Genomic DNA, 23466 nt, shown 5'->3' on the forward strand with positions numbered 1-23466 from the left:
AATTCTGATGAAATACGCATCTGCTCACGAGTATGTCCAGCATGTCGCCGCACGCAATCCAGGTCAACCCGAGTTTCTGCAAGCCGTCACCGAAGTCATGGAGAGCTTGTGGCCATTCCTGGAACAGCACCCGAAATACGCGGAGCAAGGCTTGCTGGAACGCTTGATCGAGCCGGAGCGCGTGGTGATGTTTCGCGTGTCGTGGGTCGATGACCACGGGCAAGTACAAGTCAATCGCGGCTACCGCATCCAGCACAGCATGGCCATCGGGCCGTACAAGGGCGGCATCCGCTTCCACCCTTCCGTCACCTTGTCCGTGCTGAAATTCCTCGCCTTCGAACAGACGTTCAAGAATGCCCTGACCACCTTGCCGATGGGCGGCGGCAAGGGCGGCGCCGATTTCGATCCGAAGGGCAAGAGCCCGGGCGAAGTGATGCGCTTCTGCCAGGCCTTCGTGAGCGAACTGTTCCGCCATGTGGGTTCGGACACGGACGTGCCGGCCGGCGACATCGGCGTGGGCGGGCGCGAAGTGGGTTACATGGCCGGCATGATGAAAAAGCTCAGCAACCGCGCCGACTGCGTATTCACGGGCAAGGGCGCCAGCTTCGGCGGCTCACTGATGCGTCCGGAAGCGACGGGCTACGGCACCGTGTATTTCGCGCAGGAAATGCTGAAAACCCGGGGCCGCTCGTTCGAAGGCATGCGCGTGTCCGTGTCCGGCTCGGGCAACGTGGCGCAATACGCGGTCGAGAAAGCCATGGCCATGGGCGCGAAAGTCATCACCGTCTCCGATTCGAGCGGCACCGTCATCGACGAAGACGGCTTTACGCCGGAAAAGCTGGCCATCCTGATGGAGATCAAGAACCATCTGTATGGCAGGGTCAGCGATTACGCCGCGCGCACGGGCGTGCGCTTCGAAGCAGGCGTATCGCCATGGCATGTGCCGGTCGACATCGCCCTGCCCTGCGCCACGCAAAATGAACTGAACATCGACGATGCGCGCACCTTGATTGCCAATGGCGTGCAGTGCGTGGCCGAGGGCGCCAACATGCCCACCACCATCGAGGCAGCCAAGGCCTTCGAAGCGGCCGGCGTGCTGTACGCGCCGGGCAAGGCCAGCAATGCGGGCGGCGTGGCGACGTCCGGCCTGGAAATGAGCCAGAACGCGGCCCGCATATCGTGGCCGCGCGAGGAAGTCGATGCGCGTTTGCTGCAGATCATGCAAGGCATCCACGCCGCGTGCAAGCAATACGGCACGCGCGCCGACGGCACGGTCAGCTATGTGGATGGCGCCAATATCGCCGGCTTCGTCAAAGTGGCCGACGCGATGCTGGCGCAAGGTGTGATTTAACCCAATGACAAAATCTGGGGTCGGACCCTCAGGGTCCGACCCCGGCCCTTGCGTTTGGGGTTAACGCATTTCAGGCTTCATCAGACTCTTGCGGCTGATGGTCCTGCCCGACACCATGAACTCGCCATTGCCACGGTAGTGCAGGGTTTCGGGCAGCTTGGGAGACGTGGCCACGTGGGCTTTCACGCACTCGAAAATGAAGAAGCCGCCTTTCGGGTTGCCCGACACCTGGGCCAGCTTGCATTCGAAGTTAGCGTAGCACTCGGCGATCAGGGGCGCGCCCACCTGCTCGGCCGGCTGCGGTGTCAGGCCGAAGGCCGTGAACTTGTCCGTATCTTCGCCGCTGCAATTGCCGATGGCCACCACCTGGTCGACCATATCGGCCGTGGGCAGGTTGATCACGCACTCCATGCTGCGCTTGATCATTTCATAGCTGTGGTTCGCGTCGGAAATGAAGCAGCCCAGCAAGGATGGCGTAAATTCCATCAGCATGTGCCAGGCCATGGTCATGACGTCGCTTTCCCCCTTCCACGTTGAACTGACGAGCACCACGGGCCCCGGTTCAAGGAAGCGCCGGATGTCGGCGACGGGATAATCTTCTTTGTGGTAATTTTTCATGCAGTCTCCAGGACGCGGTACGCCATAGCATAGCCCAATGGCGCCTTGCCGGGCGCGCGGCTGCCCGATGGCAACCGTATCATCCGCGCCGCGATTTGTGCAGTTCATCGCAAATTTCTCCCCAATGGAGATGTTGCACAATAGAATACACTGATCAACTACTCAAGGAAACCGCCATGCGCCCTCTGCTCCTGTTGTCAGTCCTGTCCCTTGCCTGCCTTTCCACTCTCGCGCATGCCGACGAGCAAACCCGCACGGTTGGCGCCTTCAACGCCATCGATATCCGCGGCCCCATCAGCATCGAAGTCGAATCGGGCAAGGAGCAAAGCCTGCTGCTGCGCGGCGACCAGAAATTCCTCAGCGGCGTAATCACGGAAGTGGTCGATGGCGAGCTGAAAATTTCCATGAAGGACAAGGACATCAAGAAGACGGATGGCGACCCGCGGGTCATCATCACCATGCCCACCTTGCGCAAGCTGATCGCGGAAGGCGCGGGAGAAAAGATATTGACCAAGCTCAATGGTCCACGGGTCGACATCAGCTACAAGGGCGCGGGCCGCCTGGCTGCCGATGGACAAGTCGACTGGCTGCGCCTGAAGGCGCAAGGCGTGGGCGAAGTCGATACGAAAGCCTTGTTGGCGAAAAACGTCGACGTCAATTTCGACGGCATCGGTTCCGTCAAGGTGTATTCCTCGGGCGAACTGAACGCCGTGGTGCGCGGCATGGGCGAACTGATCTATTACGGCAAGCCGAAGATCGTGCACAAGTCGATCGCCGGCATCGGCAGCGTCAACGCCGCCAAATAAGATTTCCTGAAAATAACAAGGCCATCAGGCCACTGGAGACCGCATGACCGCAACACATGACACGCAAGCACCGCTGGTGCTGCGCGAGGACGAGGGTGGCCTGGTCACCCTGCGCCTGAACCGTCCACTACAATTCAATGCCCTGTCGGAAGCCATGCTGGCCGCGCTGCAGGCTGAACTCGACTTCATCGCCGGGCAGCCGCACGTGCTCTGCGTGGTGCTGGCCGCCGAAGGCAAGGCGTTTTGCGCAGGCCACGATTTGCGCCAGATGCAGGCGACGCGCCAGCTTGCGTATTACCAAACCCTGTTCGCGCAATGCTCGCGCGTGATGCAAGCCATTCAAACCTTGCCCGTGCCCGTGATTGCCCGCGTGCACGGCATCGCCACGGCGGCCGGCTGCCAGCTGGTCGCCAGCTGCGACCTGGCCGTGGCGGGCGCGTCCGCCCGCTTTGCCGTGTCCGGCATCAACGTGGGCCTGTTCTGCGCCACGCCATCCGTGGCCCTGTCGCGCAATGTCTCGCCCAAGCGGGCCTTCGACATGCTGGTGACGGGCCGCTTCATCGACGCCGACACGGCCGCCGACTGGGGCCTGATCAACGAAACGGTGGCCGACACAGCGCTCGACGACGCCGTGGCGCGCCTGGCGCAGCAGATCATGGCGAAAAGCCCGACGGCCATCCGCTACGGCAAACAGATGTTTTATCAACAGCGCCAGCTGCCGCTGGACGAGGCGTATGCGTACGCGGGCGACGTGATGGCGCGCAACATGATGGAAGAAGATGCGGACGAAGGCGTCACCGCCTTTTTGGAGAAACGGCCGCCCGGCTGGGCGCGGCCTTGAGCACCTGACCGAACCTACTGCGCGTCGGTATAGGTGGCCTGCGATGCTCACTGTACTTCAGTACAGTTGCGCTTCTCGGCCACCTCTCCCTTCCGCTCGCTACGGTTCTGTCAGGTACTCTTGAATGAGTAAGCTAACGAGCATCCTTCATCTGCTGCTGCACGGAAAGACTCAAGGTACCGAGGTCTTCCTTGCCCAGCAGCGGCAATTGCGCCAGCAGCTGCATCAGGGCGGAACTGCCCGTCACGTCCAGCTCGGACGATTGCACCAGCACCGTGCCGGCGCCCGTGAAGTCGATCTGTTTTTCCTCGCCCGACAAACTGAAACCGGTAAGCGCGCCGGCGGCCGAGGCCCAGCCCTGCACGTGGGCGTAATCGTAGTGATACGACGGGCTGGGGCAATCGGCCCAGCCCAGCACGGCCTGCTCGTCGACGCGGCACGGCAGTTCCAGGAAATGCACGGGGCCGTTCGACGAGGCGATCACCTTGCCCGTGCCGATCATCGTCAGATAGCCGGGCAAGGTCGATTCCTGGCAAATCACGTCCTTCGTAAAACCCAGCAGGTTTTTCGCGCGGATGGTCATGTTGGCGTTGTCCAGGTCGTAGCATGCCAGGTCGTTGCCGTTGTCGCCCAGGATCAATTGGCCCTGCCCTTGCGCCACGACAAAGTGGTGGATGTATTTCGGTGCATTGAAGGCGTTGCGTACGATCAAGTCGAGCACGCTGCTGCCCATGGCTTCGAAGCGCAGCTCGCCATAGAAGGCGATCATCTTGCCCTTGCGAATGAAGATCTGTTCCTTGACGTCGATGACATACGAAAAACGGTTCAGGTTATCGTTCTTCGGCAAGGTATCGGGATTGTAAATCGTCATGGCTTACCTTTCGCTCGCTTGGATATAGACCGTGCCCTGGCCCGTGAACTTCACCTGGTACGATTCGCCGGACGCCTGGCCGACGAAGGTTTTCCAGTTCAGGTCCGTGACGATGGTCGAGCTCAGCTGCCCCGTATGGCCGATATACGCTTGCGGGTCGACAAACACGGGCACGTCCGGCGTGACGGGCAAGCCGATGGCGTTGCCGTCGGACAGGATCGCCACTTCACCCGTGCCTTGCAGGGTGGTGGTAAACAAGCCCTGGCCCGAGGCCATGCCGCGCACCACGCCCTGCACGCCGCCCTGGTTGCCGAGGAACATGGTGCCAGCCGTCAGGCGCGCATCGAAGGCCAGCAGGGAATCGCTTTCCACATAGAAAGTTTCGCCGCGCACGGGGACGATGGTGACGAACAGGCCACCCTGGGCGTAAAACACGCTGCCCGTGCCACGCGCCGACATCAGGGCGTAGCCTTCATTGGTGACGGCGCGCATGGCCAGGCTTTGCACGCCCTGGCCGGCCAGGAAGGAGCGGCTGAACGCCACGTCGCCCTGATACGACACCATGGCACCCTTGCGCGCGAATACTTCTTCATTGCCGAGTTTGACCTCAAGCATCTTTTCATTGATCTGCTGATAGACAGGCATCGTGGATCCTCGCTGACTTAACGTTCGGCGGGCTGGATGAACACCACGCCCTGGCCTGTGAATTTGTGCTGGTACGATTCGCCCGAGCTCTGGCCGATCATCGTGCGCCAGTTGACATCAAAAACGAATTCCTGGCGGATGTCGCCCTTGAAGCCGACGAAGGCGTCCGGGTCCACGCGCAGCGGATGCGCCGGCGTCACTTCCAGCATGATCAGGTTGCCGCGCGAAATGACGGCCAGGTTGCCGTTGCCTTCCACGGTGGTGGAAAACAGGCCCTGGCCGGAACTGGCGCCGCGCAAACCCGCAAAGCTGGTGCCCGTCTTCAGGCTCGTGTCGTAGGCCAGCAGGCTGCTGCTTTCGATGGTCAGCTTTTCGCCGGCCAGCGCCATGACGGTGATCTCGGCCGCATTCTGCGCGAAAAACACGGTGCCCGTGCCGGCGGCCTGCATCACCTGCATGCCTTCGTTTGTCACCTTGCGCTTGAGCGCGCCAAAGATGCCCTCGCCACCGAGCAGGGACTTTTCAAATTTGATGGCGCCCGTATAGGCGACCATGGCGCCGGCAATCGCCAGCACTTTTTCATCCTGCAGGCGCACTTCCAGCAGGCGGTCGGTATTGGTGCGGAAACTGGTCACGCGCGACTCCCCAAGAATGCCAGGGCACAAAGCCATGGCTATCCGACAAGATACCGGTGGCTTTGTCGGCGCGCAAGCGCTATTCCTCCCGAACGGGGGTGGGTGAATAAAAAAAAAGCGTGCCCGGAGGCACGCCTTGCGTTCACACAATGAACGGTTTATTCCGCCAGCACCGGCCTGGCGCCGCGCGCGTTCTGGAACAGCGGCACGGGATCATTGGTATTGACCTCGACCACCGTCACGCCCTGCACCACGCCAGCCACCTGGTAGCCGACGGCGCCCAGGTGGCGCTTGCCTTCGGCCAGGTTGGACCAGCTCAGGGAGACAGATGCGGTGCCGCCCGTGTAGGCCGTGCCCGGCATCAGCGCCTTGAAGCTGCCGTTGTTCAAGCCCGGCGCCAGCACCCACGACGACAAGGTGTAGTCTGCCTGGCCGTTTTGCGGCGCAAAACCGATCACGCACACCTTGTAGGTGCCGGCGGCAGGCAGGCGCAGTTCCACTTGTTCATTGGAACTTTCATTGCCGCTGCTGCCGACCAGCACATTGGCGGCGTTGTAGACCTCCATGTCCATGTCGGTATTCGCGCCGCCCGTCGTTTCCGCATCGTAGGTGGCAAAGCGCGCCGCCAGGGTGCCGGCCGGGATCACCACGTTGTGCACGTTCACACCCGTGGCGCCGCCCGCCTTGCAGGCAGCCGATGCGGCAGCGCCTGTCGCCGCCTGGCCGATCGTGCGCGCCTGGCGCACGGCTTCGACGAGACCCGACTTGACGCCGACCAGCGCGCCCGTGAAGCCCGTGCCCAGGGTCAGCACCTTGCTGCCCGTGGCCGCTTCGCTGCTGACCAGCGGAATGGCGGCCAGCGAGGTGCCGCGCGCCGTCAGCGGGCTGCGCACGGTGTGCGTGCCATCCGTCCAGCTCAGGGCGCCGTAGGTCCAGGTATTGGCCGGCGCCGTGGTGCGCGTCAGCTTGACCTGGTACTGGCCCTTGGCGCCCGGCGCCAGGTTCAGGCTGGTAGGCGTCACCGCCACCGTATAGCCGGGCAGGCTGGCCGAAACGTTGTAGACGGCGCTGCTGGCGCCCACGTTGGTCACCGTGCGCGTCAGCGTTTGCGTGCCCAGCACGTTGGCCGCCGTCAGCGACGCCAGGTTCAGGTTATAGGCCGTGATGGTGCCGATGGCCTGGCACGTGGCGGCGCTGTAGACCTTCAGGTTCAGGCCGCACAGGAAGCGCGCATAGTCGATTTCCGACATGTCGTACACGAGGCCAGGATCGGCCGCGCTGTTCGGCGCAATGTGGCCGGCGCCCTGGCCCCATGGCAGCTGGCCCGAGGTCTTCGCCGTGGCATCCCACGACACGGAACCGTTCAAGCCATCCGAATAGGTGCTGAAGGCCGTTGTCATCAGCGCCGACTTGATGGCCGCGGGCGACCAGTCGGGATGCTGCTGCTTGAGCAGCGCCGCCACACCGGCCACGTGCGGACTGGCCATCGAAGTGCCGGAATAGAAATCCCACTCGGCCGCCGGCGCCACGCCGCCTGCCGCCACGGCATCGCGCTGCGCCGGCGTCAGGTCGGCCGTCACGCCGGCCAGCACGTTGGTGCCGGGCGCCGAGAGATCCGGTTTCAGGATGTTCGCATTGGCCACGTTCGGCCCGCGCGAGGACCGGTCGCTGACGATCGGCGCCTGCACCGTCGTGTCGGGGATCGTATGGACTTCGCCCAGCGCCGCCGTGCCATCGGGCGTCGCTGCCATGAAGGCCTTCAGCGCGTCGCCCTGCGCCTGCGCCAGGTGCACGGTCGACAGCACGTGCGCCTGGTTGATGATGGTATTGGCGCCGCCGGCCACGTTGGCGATGATCACGCCCGCCGCGCCCGCCGTCTTCGCATTCGCGCTCTTGTTGACCAGCACGTTGCCGCCACGGTCGCACACGAGTATCTTGCCGGCCACTTTCGCCGGATCCAGATACGCCGAAGTGGCATCGGCCGCGCCGAAGCAGCGCAGCAGATTGACGTCCGTCGGCAGCACGCCGGCCAGGCCCGCGTCGCGCGAGCGTATCAGCGGCAGCGCCGGCGTCTTCGCATTGCTCGACGCGCCTTCCAGCTTGGTGCCGTTGCTGAGGATGACATTGCCTGCGTACAGGCGGTTGTGGGTGGAATTGGCCACGGTTGCCAGCCACGGGCTGATGTGCGACACGGGCGCCGGCACGTCCGGTGCGGGCGTGGCCGGGCCGGAATTGCCGCCCGACGTGGCAACGAATACGCCGGCTGCCGCCGCGCCGAGGAAGGCGACTTCCGTCGGTTCGTCGAAGGCGCCGCCGCCCGCGTTCGGGCCGATGGAGAAGTTGATGACGTTGACGCCATCCTTGACCGCCTGGTCGATGGCGGCCACGCTGTCGGCCGTGGCGCAACCGTTGCGGCCCGTCGATGCGGCCGTCCAGCACACTTTATAGGCGGCGATGCGGGCGCGCGGCGCCATGCCCGATGCCTTGCCCAGCGACACGCCGTTCGAGGTGGCCAGGGCGCCATTGTTGCCGCCGGCCGTGGAGGCCGTATGCGTGCCATGGCCGCCGTGTCCCGTCAGGCCGGCGACGGAATCGCGCGGCGACAAAAATTCCGTCCAGTGCAGCGCCGACGTGGCGGCGCGGTAGTAGCGTGCACCGATCAGCTTGTTGTTGCAATTCTCGGCGGAGAAACCTTCGCCCGTCTGGCAAGTGCCCTGCCAGCTGGCCGGTGGCGCGCCGTACACGACATTGTTGCCGCTGTGGCTAGGTACGCCATTCTCGTCCAGGCGGTCGGCAAAGGCCGTGTTTTCCGGCCAGATGCCGCTGTCGACGATGCCGATGATGATGTCTTCACCCGCGTGCGCCTTGCCGCCCAGCTGCTCCCAGATGCCGCCCGGCTTGTCCAGGCCCAGGAAGCTGGGCGTGTAGCTGGTGTCGAGCTGCAGGATGGAGTCGGCGCTGATGCTGGCCACGCCGCTGTTTTTCTTCAGGGCCCGCACTTCATCGTCCGTCAGCAAGGCGGAAAAGCCGTTGAAGACGACGCTGTACTGGTGCGTGATTTCAGCCGCGCTGACGGTGCCGGCCACGGCGGCCTGCTTGGTGTCGAGGTAGCTCAAATAGGCCTGCACATCGGCGGCGCCCACGTTGATGCGCGCGCCCGGGGCCGGCTTGGTGGCGGCCAGGCCGTCGACCTGGCCCGTATAGGTGGCGGCCGGCTTGTCGACCAATTGCACGATGTAGGAGCGGCGTTCCTGCGCCTGCGCCGCTTGCGCCAGGCTGGCGGCCAGCAGGAGGATACCGAGTGAAACGGGACGTAATTTCATCTCACGCTCCTTGTACGGTGAACGCTGCGAACTTGCCGGTGCGGCGGCGCGACAACATGCCGATGGCGCCCAGGCCGACCAGCATCAGCATGTAGGTCGACGGTTCCGGCACGGCGCTGATGTTGATATTGTCGAGCGCAAACTGGCCCTGGTTAAAGGCGGGGAAATCGATGGAATTGCTGCACGCGCCAGTGTCATTGAAAATGCACGCGTTGAAGGTCAGGCCCGTAAACGCGTAGTTGCTGAAGCCGCCCAGCAGGGAAGCGCCCTGGAAATGGTAATTGCCATCGCCGCCCTGGCCGGGAAACGCCAGCGAGGTGCTGATCACCTGGCCGTTGCTCAGGGTGCCGCTCAGCTGCAACTGGCCCCAATTCATGTTGGGCAAGCCGGATACGGGCGCGATGAAGGAATAATCGAAACCGGCCAGGCTGAACGCCTGGCGGTCGGCACGCGAAAAATTCACGCCGCCATCGTTGAGGATGGCCAGGTAATTGCCGGTGGCGCCCTGCGGGCAGGCGGCGATATCGCACGACGAGCCCACGCGGCCATCGAGGATGGCGCCCACGCCGCTGACGCCGCCGCCGGCCGCCGTGGTCGGATCGGCCAGGAACAGCAGGTTGTAGCTCGACGTATTGAGCGTCTGGCCGCTGGCATACACGTCGGGGCGCAAGTTATCGAAGGTCAGGACATCGGCCATGACCGGCGCCGAGGCCAGCACGGACAAGGTGGCCAGCGCGGCCAGGATGGTGGCGCGACCGCGGGTAGCGGGCGGATTGGCGGTGGCGGGCGATACCCGCGCATGTGATGAACGATTCATTCTATTCCCTTGTTTGTTGTGGATAGATAGGTCGGCAGGTCTGGCGCCCGCTTTCAGCTTTTTCACAAAAGTGTCAACAAATATAGCAAATCGCATAAAACAAATAACATATTTTTAATATCATTTATTTATTTTTTATCTAGCTCCGCGAAACTTTGTTTTGTTTTATCTATGAAAGCTTGAGCAATCTCAACGTTACATTGGAACAACAATGCTGCGCACTGCAGACGTGCGCGCCAGCGTGCCGGTCCGACTTCAGATAAGCTCGAAAACCGCGCCTGCCGCACCGTCATCTTCCCGTCACATCGCGGTACACCTGTTCCATCCTGGAACACTTGTCTCTCCCGCCACGCGCCCGGCCACAGCCCCTGCAGCGATGGCATGAAGCTTGCACAACAAAGAGATCGACCGTGCTCAGGGAGCAGCATCATGGAACACTACCAACTGGCCGGCAGCGGCCGCTCAGGCACGCTGCCGGCCCGGCGCATCATCGCGTGCGGCACGCTGGCGCTGGCTTTTTTCCTGCTGGCCGCCAGGCTGGACCTGGCCGAACGGCTGACGCGCGCGCTCTGGCGCCAGGAACACTGGCAACTCGATGAACTGGTCCTGAGCCTGTTGCTGCTGGTGCTGACGCTGGCCGGCTTTGCCGTGCGGCGCGGACGCCAGGTGGCGCTGCTGCTGGCGCAAAACCGCGCCCTCACGCAGCGCCTGCTGCGCGCGCAGGAAGAGGAGCGCTGCGCGCTGGCGCGCGAGCTGCACGATGAAGTGGGACAAGACTGCACGGCCATCCGCGCCGCCGCCAGCTACATCCTGCGCGCGCGCGATGGCGACCAGGCCAACGTGCAGGCCTGCGCCGCCAGCATCGCCCGCTCCTCGGAAGCGCTGCATGCGATGGTGCGCACCATGCTGCGCCGGCTGCGCCCGCCCGTGCTCGACAGCCTGGGCCTGGAAGCAGCCCTGCAGGCGCTGTGCGACAGCTGGGCCCAGCAGCACGGCATCGCCTGCCATTTCGCGGCGCACGCCATCCCCGCCGGCCTCGACGACAGCACCGCCACCGCCATCTACCGCCTGGTGCAGGAAGGCTTGACGAACGTGGCGCGCCACGCGGGTGCCGACCAGGCCACGGTGGAATTGCGCGCCGATGCGCGCGGCGTGCTGCACCTGGCCATCGAAGACAATGGCCGGGGCTTGCGCCAGGACATGCAGCAGGACTCCGGTTACGGCATGCTGGGCATGCGCGAGCGCGTGGCCGGCTTGCGCGGCCATATCCGCTGGATCAGCGCGCTGGGCAAGGGCTTGCGCATCGAAGTGGCCCTGGCGGCACGGTGCGCGGCATGAGCGCCATGCACGGCGGCATACGGCCGATCCGCGTGATGCTGGTGGACGACCACCCGGTGGTGCGCACGGGCTACCGCCGCCTGCTGGAACAGGGCGGCGACATCGCCGTCGTGGCCGAGGCGGGCAATGGCGAAACGGCGTATGGCTTGCACCTGGAGCAGGCGCCCGACGTGTGCGTGACGGACTTGTCCATGCCCGGCATCGGCGGCCTGGAATTGCTGCGCAAGCTGCTCGCCCGCGATGCCGGCGCCCGCGTGCTGGTGTTTACCATGCACGACACGCCGCAGCTGATCGCGCGTGCGCTCGATGGCGGCGCCTGCGGCTTCGTCAGCAAGCAGGCCGACCCGGAACACCTGGTCGACGCCGTGCGCGCCGCCCACGCGGGCCGGCGCTACCTGGACCCGCACAGCGCACCGGGCGTGCTGCAAGGCACGGCCCGCATGGAAGCGCAGCGCTTGAGCAGCCTGAGCCAGCGCGAATTCGAAATCTTCCGCCTGCTGGCCGAAGGCCGCAGCGCCGCCGACTGCGCCCGCCTGCTGCACGTGAGCAGCAAGACGGTGGCCAACCACCAGACCTGCATCAAGGAAAAGCTCGACGTGCCCGGCCCCGCCGCCCTCGTCCACCTTGCGCTGCGCAATGGCGTCATTGAGCAGGTCCACCCTTAAAACGCGTAGCGCAGGCCCACGTTCACGCTGCGCGGCGCGCCGGCCGCATAAAACGTGGCATTGACCATCGGATACTCACCGTTCACGGCGGGCAATGGCCGGGCGGCAAAATTGCCGCTGGCATCGAAACCCGTCGCGCCCAGCTGGGCCGCTGTCGCATATTTCCGATCGAACAGATTATTCACCTGGGCAAACACGCTGAGCCGGGGCGTCAGCTGGTACTTGCCGTTCAGCTCGACCACGGCATAGCCGCCGCTCTTGCCCGCGCCCAAGTACGATGGACCGCCCGCCTGGTGCTGGTTGTTTTCATTGCCGCGCGCATACGCGCTGGAGACGGCCGTCATGGCCAGGCCCACCGTCCAGTCGCGTCCGCCCTGATAATCCACATGCGCCTTCAGGATATGGCTCGGCGTCAAGGGAATCCGGTTGCCCGGCGCGATGGCGATATTGCCTTCCAGGCCGGGCGCCTCCGCATCGCTGCTGCTGTTGGCGCTGCCGTTGACGGTTTCCCGGCTTTGGTACGTCGCCTGCAGCCACGTGTAGTTGACGCCGAAGTCCAGCGCGCCCGCCTTGCCGTCCAGCGCCATTTCCACGCCCTGGTGGCGCGTCTTGCCGAAATTCTTGAAATAGCCGAAACCGGCCTGGTTGTCGGCGACGAACAGGATATCGTCATGGTTTTCCGCGCGGAACACGCCCGCGCTCCAGCGGGCCACGTCGCGCCACTGGCCGCGCACGCCCGCCTCCCACGTCTTCGTCACCACCTGTTTCAATGGCGGGTCGCCAGCCATGGCGTTGGGCAGGCGGCATGGGGTTTCCGGGTCGGCGCAACCAAGTTCGATGGCCGTCGGCGTGCGGCTGCCTTCGTTGTAGCCGAAATACGCGCCGGTACCTCCGGCCGGCGCATAGGCGAGGCCGATGGCGGGATTGAAGCGGCTGAAACGATGGTCGCCATCGAGCGAGCCGCTGCCGCCACCAGGCGTGATGGCATCGCGGTTGCGCACCGTGCTGCGGTTGTAGCGGCCGGAGATGGTCAAGGTCAGGTCTTGATTGAACGCCATGCTGTCGCTCGCATACACGCTCCACGTGCGCATGCGCCCGCTCAAGTCGACCCGGTTATCGACGGGCGTGCCATCGTCATCGATCTGCGTGCCATCGGCAAAGAAATCCACGGGCGTGATGCTGCGGTCGGGATTCAGATAGCCGAACTGGCTCGTCTGGCGGAAGGTGGCATGGCTCGTGTCGTAGGCGGCACCGGCTGTGACGGCATGGCGTGCTCCCGCCACGTCGGCCGGCGCGGTGAACTGACCCGAAAAACCATAATTTTCCTGCCGCGTATGGCTGCGGTTGAGCATGCCATTGCACTTTTCGGCCGGCTCATCGTTCAGCAGCACGTTGGCGATGCAGCGCCATTTGGGGAATGGTGTGTTGGATGCATTCGCCCCGCTGGAGGGAAAGCCCGTGTAGCCGGCCGCCGCCAGGGCCGCCCGCTCGGCCGCGCCGGGCTGGTAGACGGACTGGTCGAGCGACTCGTCGTTCAAGTCGCCATTGAACGTGTGCGTGTCGATCTTGCGGTAGTACACATTGCCGGACAAGAGCAAGGCAGCGCCGGCCTGGTGCTTGCCCGTCAGGTTCAGCAGGGTCGACCTGTTTTGCGTCAAATCGGGCTTGGTGTAGACGCTGCGATAGTCGCGCGCCAGCAGGCGCTGTTCCTGCAAGCCGTTGCCCGTCAGCGCATTGTCCGCGTGGGCCACGGTGACGGCGATGTCCGTGCGCGCATCGCTCCAGCCCAGCTTGCCAAACGCCTGGCGCACGTCGGACGGCGAATCGTCGCGCCAGCCCGCCTCCTTGAAGCGGTTACCCGTCACATACCAGTGCCAGCCCTGCGCATTGCTGCCGCCATGCTCGACCTCGACGCCGCGCCGTTTATCGGAACCCAGGCGCGCCTCGATGGCGGTGCCAGGACTGCTCCTGCCATCCTTGGTTTGCAGGGCCAGCGCGCCGCCCAGGGTATTCAAGCCGAACAGGGGATTCGAGCCCGGCATCAGGGTCAGCGATTCGATGGCCATGCGCGGGATCAAGTCCCAGCTGACGACGTCGCCAAACGGCTGGTTCAGGCGAATGCCATCCAGATACACGGAGAGCCCCTGCGGCGTGCCCAGCAGGGGCGAAGCCGTGTAGCCGCGGTAGCTGATGTCAGGCTGGAACGGGTTGTTCTGCACCTCGTTGACAACCACGCTGCCCAGGTTGCGGCGCAGGAAAGCGGAAATATCGAGCGCGCCGCTGCGGGTGATCTGCTGCGCGCTGGCCGTCTGCACGGGCGCGGCCAAGGCATCGCGCGGCTGCTCCACGGTAGGCAGCGGCATGCTGCCCGTGATGATGACGGTGGGCAAGTCACCCGAGGTGGCCAGGCTCGCGGCCAGGCTGGCGTCAGCGGCAAGGTCGGCGGCTTGCGCCTGGCACAGCGCCATGGCAGCGGCCAATAAAGTCAGTTTCATGCGTATCCCCAGTTTTATCGTGGTTTTTATTGCGTCCAGTATCGGACAGCCACCATCGGGGAACTAGGGAAAAACTCCCGCCGTGCGGGGAGCTAGCGCTGCAAGGGCAAATAGCTCTGCTTGAGCTGGCGCAAGACAAAGCTCGATTTGCTGTGGCGGATGCCGGGAATTTTATACAGGCGCTCGCGCAGCAGGCGTTCATAGTCGCGCGTGTCGCTGACGGCAATGCGCAAATAGTAATCGTAGTCACCCGAGACGAGAAACGCTTCCAGCACTTCCGGGATCATGGCCAGCGCGTGGCCGAATTCGAACAGGGCCTGGTCGGAATGGTCGTCCAGCGTGACTTGCACGATGACGGTGTCGGCCAGCCCCACCTTGGCCGCGTTGACGTTCACCGTATAGCCTTCGATGACGCCATCGTCTTCCATGCGCTTGATGCGGGCCCAGCATGGCGACGAGGTCAGGCCCACCTTGGCGCTCAGCTCATGCAAGCTGATGCGGGCATCCTGTTGCAGGGCCGTCAGGATGGCGAGGTCGAATTTATCCAGCTTCATTCTGTCATCTCCATATTTCACAGCAAATTTTGCTGAAGATTGCATTCTATACGAGAAAACCAGCAGCCTTTTCTGTCGGGGCAAGCAGAAAATAGACACATGAAACCCGATCCCGCTCCCCTCCTCGCTCCCGCCACCGATACTGCGCCGCGCAACGGCGCCAGCGTCCTGATCGACACCCTGCTGGCCCTGGGCGTCGACACCGTCTTCGGCTACCCGGGCGGCGCCGTGCTGCCCCTGTACGACGCGCTGCACGCGCAGCCGCGCTTGCGCCACGTGCTGGTGCGCCACGAACAGGCAGCCGTGCATGCGGCCGAAGGTTATGCGCGCAGCACGGGCCGGCCCGGCGTCGTCTTCGTCACGTCCGGCCCCGGCATGAGCAACACCACCACGGGCCTGCTCGACGCCCTGTGCGATTCGATTCCCCTCATCTGCATCAGCGGCCAGGTGGCCACCACCAGCATCGGCACGAACGCCTTCCAGGAATGCGACGCGCTGGGCATTTCGCGCCCCGTCACCAAGTGGAACCGGCAAATCCGCGCGGCCGACGAGACGGCTGGCGTGGTGCAGGAAGCGTACGCGCAGGCCACGCAGGGCCGGCCCGGTCCCGTGCTGATCGATTTTCCCAAGGATATGCAGTTGGCGCGGGTCGCGGCCGGCACGCCGCTGCCGTCCGTCGCCGCCGTCCCTGCCCCCCTGCCCGGCGCGGCTGATATCGAGCAAGCCGCCAGCCTGATCGCCGGTGCGCGCCAGCCCGTATTCTATGGCGGCGGCGGGCTTATCAATTCCGGCCTGGATGCCTGCGCCGCGTTCGGCCAGCTGGTGAAACTGGCGGCTGCGCCGTGCACCTTGACCCTGCTGGGCCTGGGCGCCTTTCCCGCCTCGCACCCGGCCTTCCTCGGCATGCTGGGCATGCACGGCACCCTGGAAGCCAACCTGGCCATGCATCATGCGGATTTGATCGTCTGCGTCGGCGCCCGCTTCGACGACCGGGTCACGGGGCGGCTCGATGCCTTTTGTCCCGGCGCGAAAATCATCCACATCGATATCGACCCGGCGTCGATCGGCAAGGTGGTGCGCGCCGACGTGGCCCTGCGCGGCGATTGCGCACCCGTGCTCGCGGCATTGCTGGCGCAGCTGCGCGGCCGCCTGCTGGCCGACCGCCAGCCGTGGTGGCAACGCATCGACGGCTGGCGCGCGCGGGAATCGCTGGCATTCAACGATACGCCGGAAGTGATCGCGCCGCAGGCGCTGATGCGGCGCCTGCAGGCGGCGCTGGACAGCATGGATGGCGTCGACGCCATCGTCGCCACCGACGTGGGCCAGCACCAGATGTGGGCGGCGCAGCACTTGCGCTTCGAGCAGCCGCGCCGCTGGCTCACCTCGGGCGGCGCCGGCACCATGGGCTATGGATTGCCAGCGGCCATCGGCGCGCAGATCGCCCATCCCGGCAAGCGCGTGGTGTGCGTCAGCGGCGATGCGTCGATTCTGATGAATATCCAGGAACTGGCCACGGCCGTGCAGCACCGCCTGCCAGTGAAAGTGGTGTTGTCGAACAATGGCTACATGGGCATGGTGCGCCAGTGGCAGGAACTGCACCACGGCGAGCGCTACAGCCACAGCTACACGGAGGCGCTGCCCGATTTCGTCGCCCTGGCACGCGCGTTCGGCTGGCAGGCACAGACGGTGAGCCGGCGCGAGGAGCTCGACGCGGCGCTGGCGGCCTGCCTCGCATCGGAGGGCCCGTACTTCCTCGACGTGCGCGTGCATGGCGCGGAAAACTGCTTCCCCATGATGGCGCCCGGCGCGGGGCACCATGAAGTGACCCTATCCAAGGGCAAGGTGTACAGCGAGCGGTAGGTCGGATTAGCGGCGCAGCCGCGTAATCCGACACCAGCGTCTTGCAACAATGTGGTCGGATTACGCGAGACCAGGCCTCGCTAATCCGACCTACGCCCTCAATTCCAGATTCTGTAAATCCAGTAACTTTCATCGTCGCGCATGGCCCGTACCAGCTCGGTGGGACTCAAGCCCGTGATTTCGCGCGTCTCGCGGCAGAAATGGGCCTGGTCGGCGTAACCGCCGCTGGCGGCGACGTCGGACCAGGACGCCGTGCCTTGCAGGATGGCGCCGCGCTCGTCGAGAAACAGCTGTTCCGCGCGGCGCATGCGGCGCAAGGTGCGCATGGGCTGGCCGGCCCAGGCCTTGATGCGGCGCTCGACATTGCGCGCGCTGCTGGCCAGGCCCGTCGATGCCGCCTGCACGCCAAGGCGGCGCACCCAGTCCTGCACGGCGCCGGCAGGATGGTCGCCGCTCTTGCGCGCCAGCTGCCAGCGCGGCGCGAGAAAATCTTCCACCAGCCTGACGCGGGCCTCGTCGTCCGGCGCCGCCAGCACGGCGTCGGACAGGGCCTGCCAGTCGGCATCGAACAGCGCGTCGAGCGGGCGAAACTGGTCCAACAGGGCATCCATCGACACGCCCGTCAACGCATGCAGCGCGGCCGGATAAAACATCACGACAAACGAACGCACGGGACCGGGGTTGTAGCTGACCAGCGGATACGAGCGGGGCCCGCCGAACAGCGCGGGCGGCATGCGCACGTCCCGCAGCGACAGGCCCGGCGCGGCCGCTTCCACGTCGCCGGCGACGGTCCAGATGATGCTGCACATGGGCGCAGCGGGAAAGCGGTTCAGGCGCTGCGCCGGCGGCAGGGGCGCGCAGCCCGTGGTGTCGCGCACGAGGAAGGCGCGCACGCAGGAAGCGAGCGCGGTGCGCGGCGCGATCAAACGGGTCAGGGGCGTAGGGGCGGCAGGCATGGCGACGATTGTACCGGCAATTTCTGGCCGCACGCGATGTCGTATTCGTTCAAGACGCGGGCGCGCAAGCGCGCTACAGTCATGCCATCGTTCCCACTGAAACAGGAGCTTGCCATGCCGCCACTCGACCACGCCGCCGCACCCGACATTGCCCGGCCGCTGCGCCAGATCCGCCGCTTGCCGGGGCCCTGCGCCCTGCCCATCGTCGGCAACAGCCTGCAACTCAAGCTCACGCGCATCCACCGCGACGTGGAAGCGTGGGTGCGGCGCTACGGCCCCTACATGCGCGCCTGGTTCGGCCGCACCCTGGTACTGGTGGTGGCCGACAGCGAGGCCGTCGGCGCCGTGCTGCGCGACCGGCCCGACGGTTTTCGCCGCCCGCTCAGCAGCTCCATCGTGTCCGAGGAAATGGGCGGCATCCCCGGCCTGTTCCTGGCCGAGGGCACGGAGTGGCGCAACCAGCGCCGCATGGTCATGGCCGGCATGGCGCCTGGCGCCATCAAGGCCTATTTCCCCGCGCTGGTGACGGTGGCCCAGCGCTTGCAGCGGCGCTGGCATCTTGCCGCCACGCAAGGTCAGGCGATCGACCTCGATGGCGACCTGAAACGCTACACGGTCGACATCATCGCCGGCCTGGCCTTTGGCACGGAAGTCAACACGCTCGAATCGGGCGAGGACGTGATCCAGCGCCACATGGACGACATCCTGCCCGCCGTGGCGCGGCGCAGCCTGTCCATGTTCCCGTACTGGCGCTGGTTCAAGCTGCCCGTCGACCGCCGGCTGGACCGCGACGTGGCGGCCCTTTCCGCCGCCGTGGCCGGCCTGGTGCAGCAGGCGCGCACGCGCATGGCGCACGACCCGGCGCGCCGCGAACACCCGCCCAACCTGCTCGAAGCCATGATCGCCGCCGCCGACCTGGAAGGCAGCGGCGTGACCGACCGCAACGTGGCCGGCAATGTGCTGACCATGCTGCTGGCCGGTGAAGATACGACGGCCAACACGATTTCCTGGATCATCTACATGCTGCAACGCAATCCGCACACCCTGGCGCGGGCGCGCGAGGAAGTGCGGCGCCTGGCGCCCGACGTGGCGCACTTCACGATCGAGCAGATGGATAGCCTCGACTACCTGGGCGCCTGCGCCAGCGAAGCCATGCGCTTGAAACCGGTGGCGCCCTTCCTGCCCGTCGAGGCGCTGCGCGACACGGTCATCGCCGACATCGCCGTGCCGGCCGGCACCCTCGTGTGGTGCGTGATGCGCCACGACACGGTATCCGATGCGCACTTTCCCGATGCCAGTGCCTTCCAGCCCGAACGCTGGCTGGCGGAAAGCGGCGAGGCGAACAACAAGCGCGCCTCGATGCCGTTCGGCGCCGGCTTGCGCACGTGCCCGGGCCGCTACCTGGCCTTGCTGGAAATCAAGATCGCCATGGCCATGCTGCTGGGCAGCTTCGACATCGCCGGCGTCGACACGCCCGATGGCGGCGAGGCGCAGGAACTGATGGGTTTTGTGATGTCGCCCATCGGCCTGACCATGCGCCTGGCGCAGCCGCAGTGATACCATGGGGGAAGTCCCATTCATTCGACCTCCCTCATGACTATCCGCCTGGAATCGCCGCAGCAAGCCGATGTGCAAACCCTGATCGCCGAGCTTGATGCCTATCAACAGACCCTGTACCCGGCCGAGTGCGTCTACTCGCTGGACCTGGCGTCCGTGCCGCCGGAGACCCTGCTGTTTGCCGTCGCCCGCGATGCGGCCGGTGCGGCGCGCGCCTGCGGCGCCATCGTCGTCACGCCCGCTTTCGGCGAGGTCAAGCGCATGTACGTGCACCCGGACAGCCGCGGCCTGGGCCTGGCCAAGCGCCTGCTGGCCCTGCTGGAAGAACAGGCGCTGGCGCGCGGCTGCCGCTTGCTGACGCTGGAGACCGGCATCCACCAGCCAGAAGCCATCGCCCTGTACGCGCGCCACGGCTACCAGCGGCGCGGACCGTACGGCGACTATCCCGACGATCCGTTCAGTGTCTTCATGGAAAAAACGCTGCAGGTGGCGGCATGAGCGCACCCGCCGACAGCTTGCTCGATATCCGCGCGCGCCTGCGCGCCTTTGCCGACGAACGCGACTGGGAGCAATTCCACACGCCGAAAAACCTGGCCATGGCCCTGTCCGTGGAAGTGGCGGAACTGGTGGAACACTACCAGTGGCTGCCCACGGGGGCGGACGCGGAACTGGACGAAGCGAAGCGCACGGGCATCCGCCACGAACTGGCCGACGTGCTGATGTATCTCGTGCGCCTGGCCGACAAGAGCGGCGTCGACCTGCATGGGGCCGTGCTGGAAAAGATGGAACTCAACGCACAGAAATACCCGGCGCAGCAGGTGCGCGGCGACGCGCGCAAATACAGCGAATACTGACACGCCCACGCGTGCGTGGCTGATGCGCAAAAAGGCGTAGCATCGGGCCATGCGTATCTCTCTTTCCCTGCTGCTTGCCTGCCTGCTCACTGGCCCCGTTGCGCTGGCGCAAACCGCGCCCGTGCCGCAAGTCAAAGTCGATGCCACGCGCGATCCCGTCGATAAATCGTATCGCAAGATGCTGCAGGGCGTGGACCGCTTCGAGCGCGACCATGCGCTGGCGCCGCAGGCCGTGCTGCGCTTTCGCTTGCTGCCGCGCCAGCCCGGCGTGGACATGACGGGCGTGCAGCTGCGCATCGCCGGCGACACCGTCAGCATCCCCTTGCCCTTGGCCGAAGACAACAGCTTTGCCCCCGTGCGCCATGCGCAGGCGGCGCGCGAAGACGCCGTGCTGATCGCCAACCGCAAGGCCACCACCATGAGCTGGCGCGCGCAAGTCATCACGCCCGGCTTGCCGCCCGGCACGCGGCGCCTGGGCGACTTGCGCCTGGAATGCCGCGCCGGCATGGATTCCGGCCTGATCTCGAACGACCCGCAAATCATTGCCTGGCTGTCCAGCATGCTCTACAGCACGGACAAGGTGTGTTCCGAGCCGGACGGCAATTATCTGTTTTTCACGGACCGCCCCCTGTTCGGCGTCACCCTCGTGCATGGCGAGCGCCGCCTGGCCCTGCCGTTCACCATGCTGTATGCGGGCGGCGAGCAAACGCCCGCCTCCCTGCCCTATTGCGACTGCCAGGTGCTGCTTGACCGCACGTATTACGCGCCCCTGTGGGATAGCAACTGGCCCGACGATACCCTGCTGGAATTTACTTATATGGACGAGGTGGCGCCATGAAGTGGCTCAGTGTCTTCGCGCTGGCGCTGCTGGCCGCCTGCTCCGGCACGCGCGCCTTGCAGGCGAGCAAGAATGTGCCTTACGCAACGCTGGAACAGACGGTGCAAGTGGGCAGCAGCACGCGCGAACAGGTGCGCGCCGCGCTGGGCGACAGCACATCCATCCGTTTCGACAGCGGCAATGAAGTGTGGATGTACACCTACCCGGCCGCCTCGGGCGCGCAGGGAGAATATGTGATTCTGTTTGGCGGGGATGGGGTGGTGCGGAAGGTGCGCAGCGGCGAGGTGTACCGGGTGAAGAAGTAAGAGTAGCCCCACGGACAAAACCCGGAGTCGTACCTTAAGGACTCGGCGTCCCCGTACGACCCCGGCCTTTCGCCGTTGGGGTAATTAGCGTGCTTTCAGCAAGGCCCGCGACGCCACGCCGGCAGCCACGCTGGGACTACGCCCCACGCCGGCAACCTTGCGCTTGGGCGACGCCTTCAATTTGAAGATGCCGATCGACTGGGCCACGCTGTCGGTGCGCTGCGCCAGGTTGGTGGCGGCGGCCGCCGCCTGCTCCACCAGCGCCGCATTCTGCTGCGTGATGCCATCCATGTGGATGACGGCCTGGTTAACTTGCCCGATGCCCTGGTTCTGCTCGCGCGTGGTGGAGGAAATCTCGTCCATCACTTCCGTCACCCTGGCCACCGAGGCGATCACTTCCGTCATGGTGGCGCCCGCATTGCTGGTCAGCACGCTGCCCGCGTTCACGGTGGCGATCGAATGGTCGATCAGGTTTTTCACCTCTTTTGCTGCCGTCGCCGAGCGCTGCGCCAGGCTGCGCACTTCACCGGCCACGACGGCGAAGCCGCGGCCATGCTCGCCCGCGCGCGCCGCTTCCACGGCTGCGTTCAAGGCGAGAATATTCGTCTGGAAGGCAATGCCGTCGATGAGGCCGATGATGTCGAGAATCTTGCGCGACGAAGTGCTGATCTCGTCCATCGTGGTGACCACTTCGCTGACGATGGTGCCGCCCTTGGCCGCGACGGTCGACGCCTGCGCCGCCAGGTCATTGGCCGTGGCCACGTGGTCGGCGCTGTTTTGCACCGTGGAGGTCAGTTCTTCCATGCTCGCTGCCGTCTGCTCGAGGCTGGACGCCTGCGATTCCGTGCGGCTGGACAGGTCCATATTTCCCGTGGCGATCTCCGCCGTGGTGATGCGGATATCCTCGAAGTTGGCGCGCACGTCGCCGATGATGCTGTGCAGGTTGATGTTGGTCTGGCGCAAGGCCGCCATCAATTGCCCCATGTCATCGTCGCGCACCTTGTCGATGACGCCCGTCAAGTCGCCACCGGCCATCTTGCGCGCCACGGTGATGGCGTCGCCCAGCGGTGCAACGAGGGAATTGTGCAGATGGGCCCAGAAATACAGCATCAGCGCCACGGCGGCGGCGGCAGCACCGCTGAGCCAGCTGCGCGTGGCCGTGCTCGTGTCACCGTCGATATTCCACACGGCGCAGCCGAGGATGGCCAGCACCACGCCAAACACGATGCAATGCAGGGCCAGGTCTTGCGACAGGCTCAGCTTGCGCCACTCGGCCAGCCTGGCGGCCCAGCCCTGGCGGACGACACGGCCATTGCGGATCGCCAGGTTGGCACTATTGCCGTCCTTAAAACTTTTATACAGGGCTGCCGCTTCATTGATCTGCTCGCGCGTGGGCTTGGTGCGCACGGACATATAGCCGATCGGGCGGCCGTTTTCGATGACGGGCGTGATATTGGCGAAGACCCAGTAGAAATCGCCATTCTTGCAGCGGTTCTTGACCATGCCGGTCCATGGCATGCCCGTCTTGATGGTGTCCCACAGGTCGGCAAACGCTTCGGCCGGCATATCGGGATGACGCAAGATATTCTGTGGCGCACCCAGCAATTCCATTTCTGAAAAACCGCTGACTTCAATGAAATACTGATTGGCGTAATTGATGTTTCCCTGTAAATCCGTGGTGGAAACAATCGTCATGCCTTCATTTAATACGTATTCATTTTGCGTGATAGGTGTATTGACCCGCATCGTCGCTCCTCTATTTTTTTTCAACTAGCATAACAAAAACATAAAAACAATATACCACATCAAGCACCCATGATATATCGCCTCGGCGACAGTGACGCCAGTCAAATAATTTAATAAAAGCCAATTCATTTATGTTTTAGAATTTACTTTGATTCAACTTGATTGATTTTATTGAATGTAAAATTTAAATTGCGCGCATACAAAATAATTAATAAAAAATTATGTATCGATGCACCAGCCGATAAATACGCTGCTTGTGCCGATAAAAATGCGCAGAGGGGCATGCCAATTACCGGCACATGGCGGCGCCAGTTGCCAACCATAACGCGGCAACCATGTTCATTTCTTGAGGGAAAATAAAAACTGGCGCGAATGCGCCAGTGGGGGAACT

21 protein-coding genes are annotated in these 23466 nt (G+C 64.5%); 11 read left to right on the forward strand and 10 right to left on the reverse strand.

The window, feature by feature from the left end:
- Positions 1-7 precede the first annotated feature (7 nt).
- Positions 8-1351, forward strand: a complete 1344-nt coding sequence (gdhA, locus tag BLT98_RS14185) for an NADP-specific glutamate dehydrogenase (protein WP_092608844.1) — start codon at positions 8-10, stop codon at positions 1349-1351.
- A 60-nt stretch (positions 1352-1411) separates the two neighbouring features.
- Here gdhA and BLT98_RS14190 read toward each other — a convergent pair whose 3' ends face one another.
- The gene (locus BLT98_RS14190) at positions 1412-1969 is read right to left on the reverse strand and encodes a flavin reductase family protein (protein WP_092608849.1); all 558 of its coding nucleotides are present in this window, start codon (positions 1967-1969) and stop codon (positions 1412-1414) included.
- A 176-nt stretch (positions 1970-2145) separates the two neighbouring features.
- On the opposite strand from BLT98_RS14190, the gene BLT98_RS14195 reads away from it, so the two are divergent.
- Both BLT98_RS14195 and BLT98_RS14200 read left to right on the forward strand, forming a co-directional pair.
- Positions 2146-2775 (forward strand): head GIN domain-containing protein, encoded by a 630-nt coding sequence (locus BLT98_RS14195; RefSeq protein ID WP_092608852.1) that lies wholly within the window; start codon positions 2146-2148, stop codon positions 2773-2775.
- Between the two features lie 43 nt (positions 2776-2818).
- Positions 2819-3616, forward strand: coding sequence for an enoyl-CoA hydratase (locus BLT98_RS14200; RefSeq protein ID WP_092608855.1), 798 nt, complete (start codon positions 2819-2821; stop codon positions 3614-3616).
- Positions 3617-3749: 133 nt separating this feature from the next.
- Here BLT98_RS14200 and BLT98_RS14205 read toward each other — a convergent pair whose 3' ends face one another.
- The 5 genes from BLT98_RS14205 to BLT98_RS14225 form a co-directional block, all read right to left on the reverse strand.
- Positions 3750-4487 (reverse strand): AIM24 family protein, encoded by a 738-nt coding sequence (locus BLT98_RS14205; protein WP_092608858.1) that lies wholly within the window; start codon positions 4485-4487, stop codon positions 3750-3752.
- A gap of 3 nt (positions 4488-4490) precedes the next feature.
- Positions 4491-5132 carry an AIM24 family protein gene (locus BLT98_RS14210; RefSeq protein ID WP_034784288.1) on the reverse strand — a complete coding sequence of 214 codons (642 nt, stop codon included), beginning with the start codon at positions 5130-5132 and terminating at the stop codon, positions 4491-4493.
- A gap of 17 nt (positions 5133-5149) precedes the next feature.
- Positions 5150-5767: an AIM24 family protein gene (locus BLT98_RS14215; RefSeq protein WP_034784290.1), complete on the reverse strand. Its 618-nt coding sequence runs from the start codon at positions 5765-5767 to the stop codon at positions 5150-5152.
- Between the two features lie 158 nt (positions 5768-5925).
- Positions 5926-9090, reverse strand: a complete 3165-nt coding sequence (locus tag BLT98_RS29675) for a S8 family serine peptidase (protein WP_092608861.1) — start codon at positions 9088-9090, stop codon at positions 5926-5928.
- A 1-nt stretch (position 9091) separates the two neighbouring features.
- Positions 9092-9907 (reverse strand): NF038120 family PEP-CTERM protein, encoded by an 816-nt coding sequence (locus BLT98_RS14225; RefSeq protein ID WP_170846387.1) that lies wholly within the window; start codon positions 9905-9907, stop codon positions 9092-9094.
- Between the two features lie 429 nt (positions 9908-10336).
- Between BLT98_RS14225 and BLT98_RS14230 the strand changes: the two genes are divergently transcribed.
- Positions 10337-11245 (forward strand): histidine kinase, encoded by a 909-nt coding sequence (locus tag BLT98_RS14230; RefSeq protein ID WP_170846388.1) that lies wholly within the window; start codon positions 10337-10339, stop codon positions 11243-11245.
- The gene (locus BLT98_RS14235) at positions 11242-11910 is read left to right on the forward strand and encodes a response regulator (protein ID WP_244517493.1); all 669 of its coding nucleotides are present in this window, start codon (positions 11242-11244) and stop codon (positions 11908-11910) included. Before BLT98_RS14230 ends, BLT98_RS14235 begins: the two co-directional genes overlap by 4 nt.
- Here BLT98_RS14235 and BLT98_RS14240 read toward each other — a convergent pair.
- A complete protein-coding gene (locus BLT98_RS14240) occupies positions 11907-14405 on the reverse strand; it encodes a TonB-dependent receptor (RefSeq protein ID WP_244517494.1) in 2499 nt (832 codons plus the stop codon). The genes BLT98_RS14235 and BLT98_RS14240 overlap by 4 nt on opposite strands.
- 92 nt (positions 14406-14497) lie before the next feature.
- Positions 14498-14959, reverse strand: a complete 462-nt coding sequence (locus tag BLT98_RS14245) for an Lrp/AsnC family transcriptional regulator (protein ID WP_034784295.1) — start codon at positions 14957-14959, stop codon at positions 14498-14500.
- A gap of 99 nt (positions 14960-15058) precedes the next feature.
- Here BLT98_RS14245 and ilvB point away from each other — a divergent pair, with 99 nt between their 5' ends.
- Positions 15059-16819, forward strand: a complete 1761-nt coding sequence (ilvB, locus tag BLT98_RS14250) for a biosynthetic-type acetolactate synthase large subunit (RefSeq protein ID WP_092608870.1) — start codon at positions 15059-15061, stop codon at positions 16817-16819.
- Positions 16820-16917: 98 nt separating this feature from the next.
- Here ilvB and BLT98_RS14255 read toward each other — a convergent pair whose 3' ends face one another.
- Positions 16918-17775: a helix-turn-helix domain-containing protein gene (locus tag BLT98_RS14255; RefSeq protein WP_225317173.1), complete on the reverse strand. Its 858-nt coding sequence runs from the start codon at positions 17773-17775 to the stop codon at positions 16918-16920.
- Between the two features lie 114 nt (positions 17776-17889).
- Between BLT98_RS14255 and BLT98_RS14260 the strand changes: the two genes are divergently transcribed.
- From BLT98_RS14260 to bamE, 5 genes are read left to right on the forward strand one after another with little or no spacing between them, the layout of a single operon-like run.
- Positions 17890-19332, forward strand: a complete 1443-nt coding sequence (locus BLT98_RS14260; protein WP_244517495.1) for a cytochrome P450 — start codon at positions 17890-17892, stop codon at positions 19330-19332.
- Between the two features lie 36 nt (positions 19333-19368).
- Complete coding sequence (locus tag BLT98_RS14265; RefSeq protein WP_092608877.1) at positions 19369-19830, forward strand: GNAT family N-acetyltransferase; 462 nt, start codon at positions 19369-19371, stop codon at positions 19828-19830.
- Entirely contained in the window at positions 19827-20186 is a 360-nt protein-coding gene (locus BLT98_RS14270; protein WP_092608880.1) for a nucleotide pyrophosphohydrolase, read from the forward strand. The genes BLT98_RS14265 and BLT98_RS14270 overlap by 4 nt, the downstream gene beginning before the upstream one ends.
- A 49-nt stretch (positions 20187-20235) precedes the next feature.
- The gene (locus BLT98_RS14275) at positions 20236-21024 is read left to right on the forward strand and encodes a hypothetical protein (RefSeq protein ID WP_092608883.1); all 789 of its coding nucleotides are present in this window, start codon (positions 20236-20238) and stop codon (positions 21022-21024) included.
- A complete protein-coding gene (gene bamE / locus BLT98_RS14280; RefSeq protein ID WP_034784303.1) occupies positions 21021-21329 on the forward strand; it encodes an outer membrane protein assembly factor BamE domain-containing protein in 309 nt (102 codons plus the stop codon). The genes BLT98_RS14275 and bamE overlap by 4 nt, the downstream gene beginning before the upstream one ends.
- An 84-nt stretch (positions 21330-21413) precedes the next feature.
- On the opposite strand, the gene BLT98_RS14285 is transcribed toward bamE, so the two are convergent.
- Complete coding sequence (locus tag BLT98_RS14285) at positions 21414-23075, reverse strand: methyl-accepting chemotaxis protein (RefSeq protein ID WP_092608886.1); 1662 nt, start codon at positions 23073-23075, stop codon at positions 21414-21416.
- Positions 23076-23466: the final 391 nt, after the last annotated feature.

It is taken from the genome of Janthinobacterium sp. YR213 (assembly GCF_900099875.1).
Lineage (GTDB): Bacteria > Pseudomonadota > Gammaproteobacteria > Burkholderiales > Burkholderiaceae_D > Janthinobacterium > Janthinobacterium lividum.

Excerpts from the sequence above, each read along its gene's own strand:
- gdhA (WP_092608844.1), top strand. The coding sequence starts at position 8 with ATGAAATACGCATCTGCTCACGAGTATGTCCAGCATGTCGCCGCACGC.
- BLT98_RS14190 (WP_092608849.1), bottom strand. The coding sequence starts at position 1,969 with ATGAAAAATTACCACAAAGAAGATTATCCCGTCGCCGACATCCGGCGC.
- BLT98_RS14195 (WP_092608852.1), top strand. The coding sequence starts at position 2,146 with ATGCGCCCTCTGCTCCTGTTGTCAGTCCTGTCCCTTGCCTGCCTTTCC.
- BLT98_RS14200 (WP_092608855.1), top strand. The coding sequence starts at position 2,819 with ATGACCGCAACACATGACACGCAAGCACCGCTGGTGCTGCGCGAGGAC.
- BLT98_RS14205 (WP_092608858.1), bottom strand. The coding sequence starts at position 4,487 with ATGACGATTTACAATCCCGATACCTTGCCGAAGAACGATAACCTGAAC.
- BLT98_RS14210 (WP_034784288.1), bottom strand. The coding sequence starts at position 5,132 with ATGCCTGTCTATCAGCAGATCAATGAAAAGATGCTTGAGGTCAAACTC.
- BLT98_RS29675 (WP_092608861.1), bottom strand. The coding sequence starts at position 9,090 with ATGAAATTACGTCCCGTTTCACTCGGTATCCTCCTGCTGGCCGCCAGC.
- BLT98_RS14225 (WP_170846387.1), bottom strand. The coding sequence starts at position 9,907 with ATGAATCGTTCATCACATGCGCGGGTATCGCCCGCCACCGCCAATCCG.
- BLT98_RS14230 (WP_170846388.1), top strand. The coding sequence starts at position 10,337 with ATGGAACACTACCAACTGGCCGGCAGCGGCCGCTCAGGCACGCTGCCG.
- BLT98_RS14235 (WP_244517493.1), top strand. The coding sequence starts at position 11,242 with ATGAGCGCCATGCACGGCGGCATACGGCCGATCCGCGTGATGCTGGTG.
- BLT98_RS14240 (WP_244517494.1), bottom strand. The coding sequence starts at position 14,405 with ATGAAACTGACTTTATTGGCCGCTGCCATGGCGCTGTGCCAGGCGCAA.
- BLT98_RS14245 (WP_034784295.1), bottom strand. The coding sequence starts at position 14,959 with ATGAAGCTGGATAAATTCGACCTCGCCATCCTGACGGCCCTGCAACAG.
- ilvB (WP_092608870.1), top strand. The coding sequence starts at position 15,059 with ATGAAACCCGATCCCGCTCCCCTCCTCGCTCCCGCCACCGATACTGCG.
- BLT98_RS14255 (WP_225317173.1), bottom strand. The coding sequence starts at position 17,775 with ATGCCTGCCGCCCCTACGCCCCTGACCCGTTTGATCGCGCCGCGCACC.
- BLT98_RS14260 (WP_244517495.1), top strand. The coding sequence starts at position 17,890 with ATGCCGCCACTCGACCACGCCGCCGCACCCGACATTGCCCGGCCGCTG.
- BLT98_RS14265 (WP_092608877.1), top strand. The coding sequence starts at position 19,369 with ATGACTATCCGCCTGGAATCGCCGCAGCAAGCCGATGTGCAAACCCTG.
- BLT98_RS14270 (WP_092608880.1), top strand. The coding sequence starts at position 19,827 with ATGAGCGCACCCGCCGACAGCTTGCTCGATATCCGCGCGCGCCTGCGC.
- BLT98_RS14275 (WP_092608883.1), top strand. The coding sequence starts at position 20,236 with ATGCGTATCTCTCTTTCCCTGCTGCTTGCCTGCCTGCTCACTGGCCCC.
- bamE (WP_034784303.1), top strand. The coding sequence starts at position 21,021 with ATGAAGTGGCTCAGTGTCTTCGCGCTGGCGCTGCTGGCCGCCTGCTCC.
- BLT98_RS14285 (WP_092608886.1), bottom strand. The coding sequence starts at position 23,075 with ATGCGGGTCAATACACCTATCACGCAAAATGAATACGTATTAAATGAA.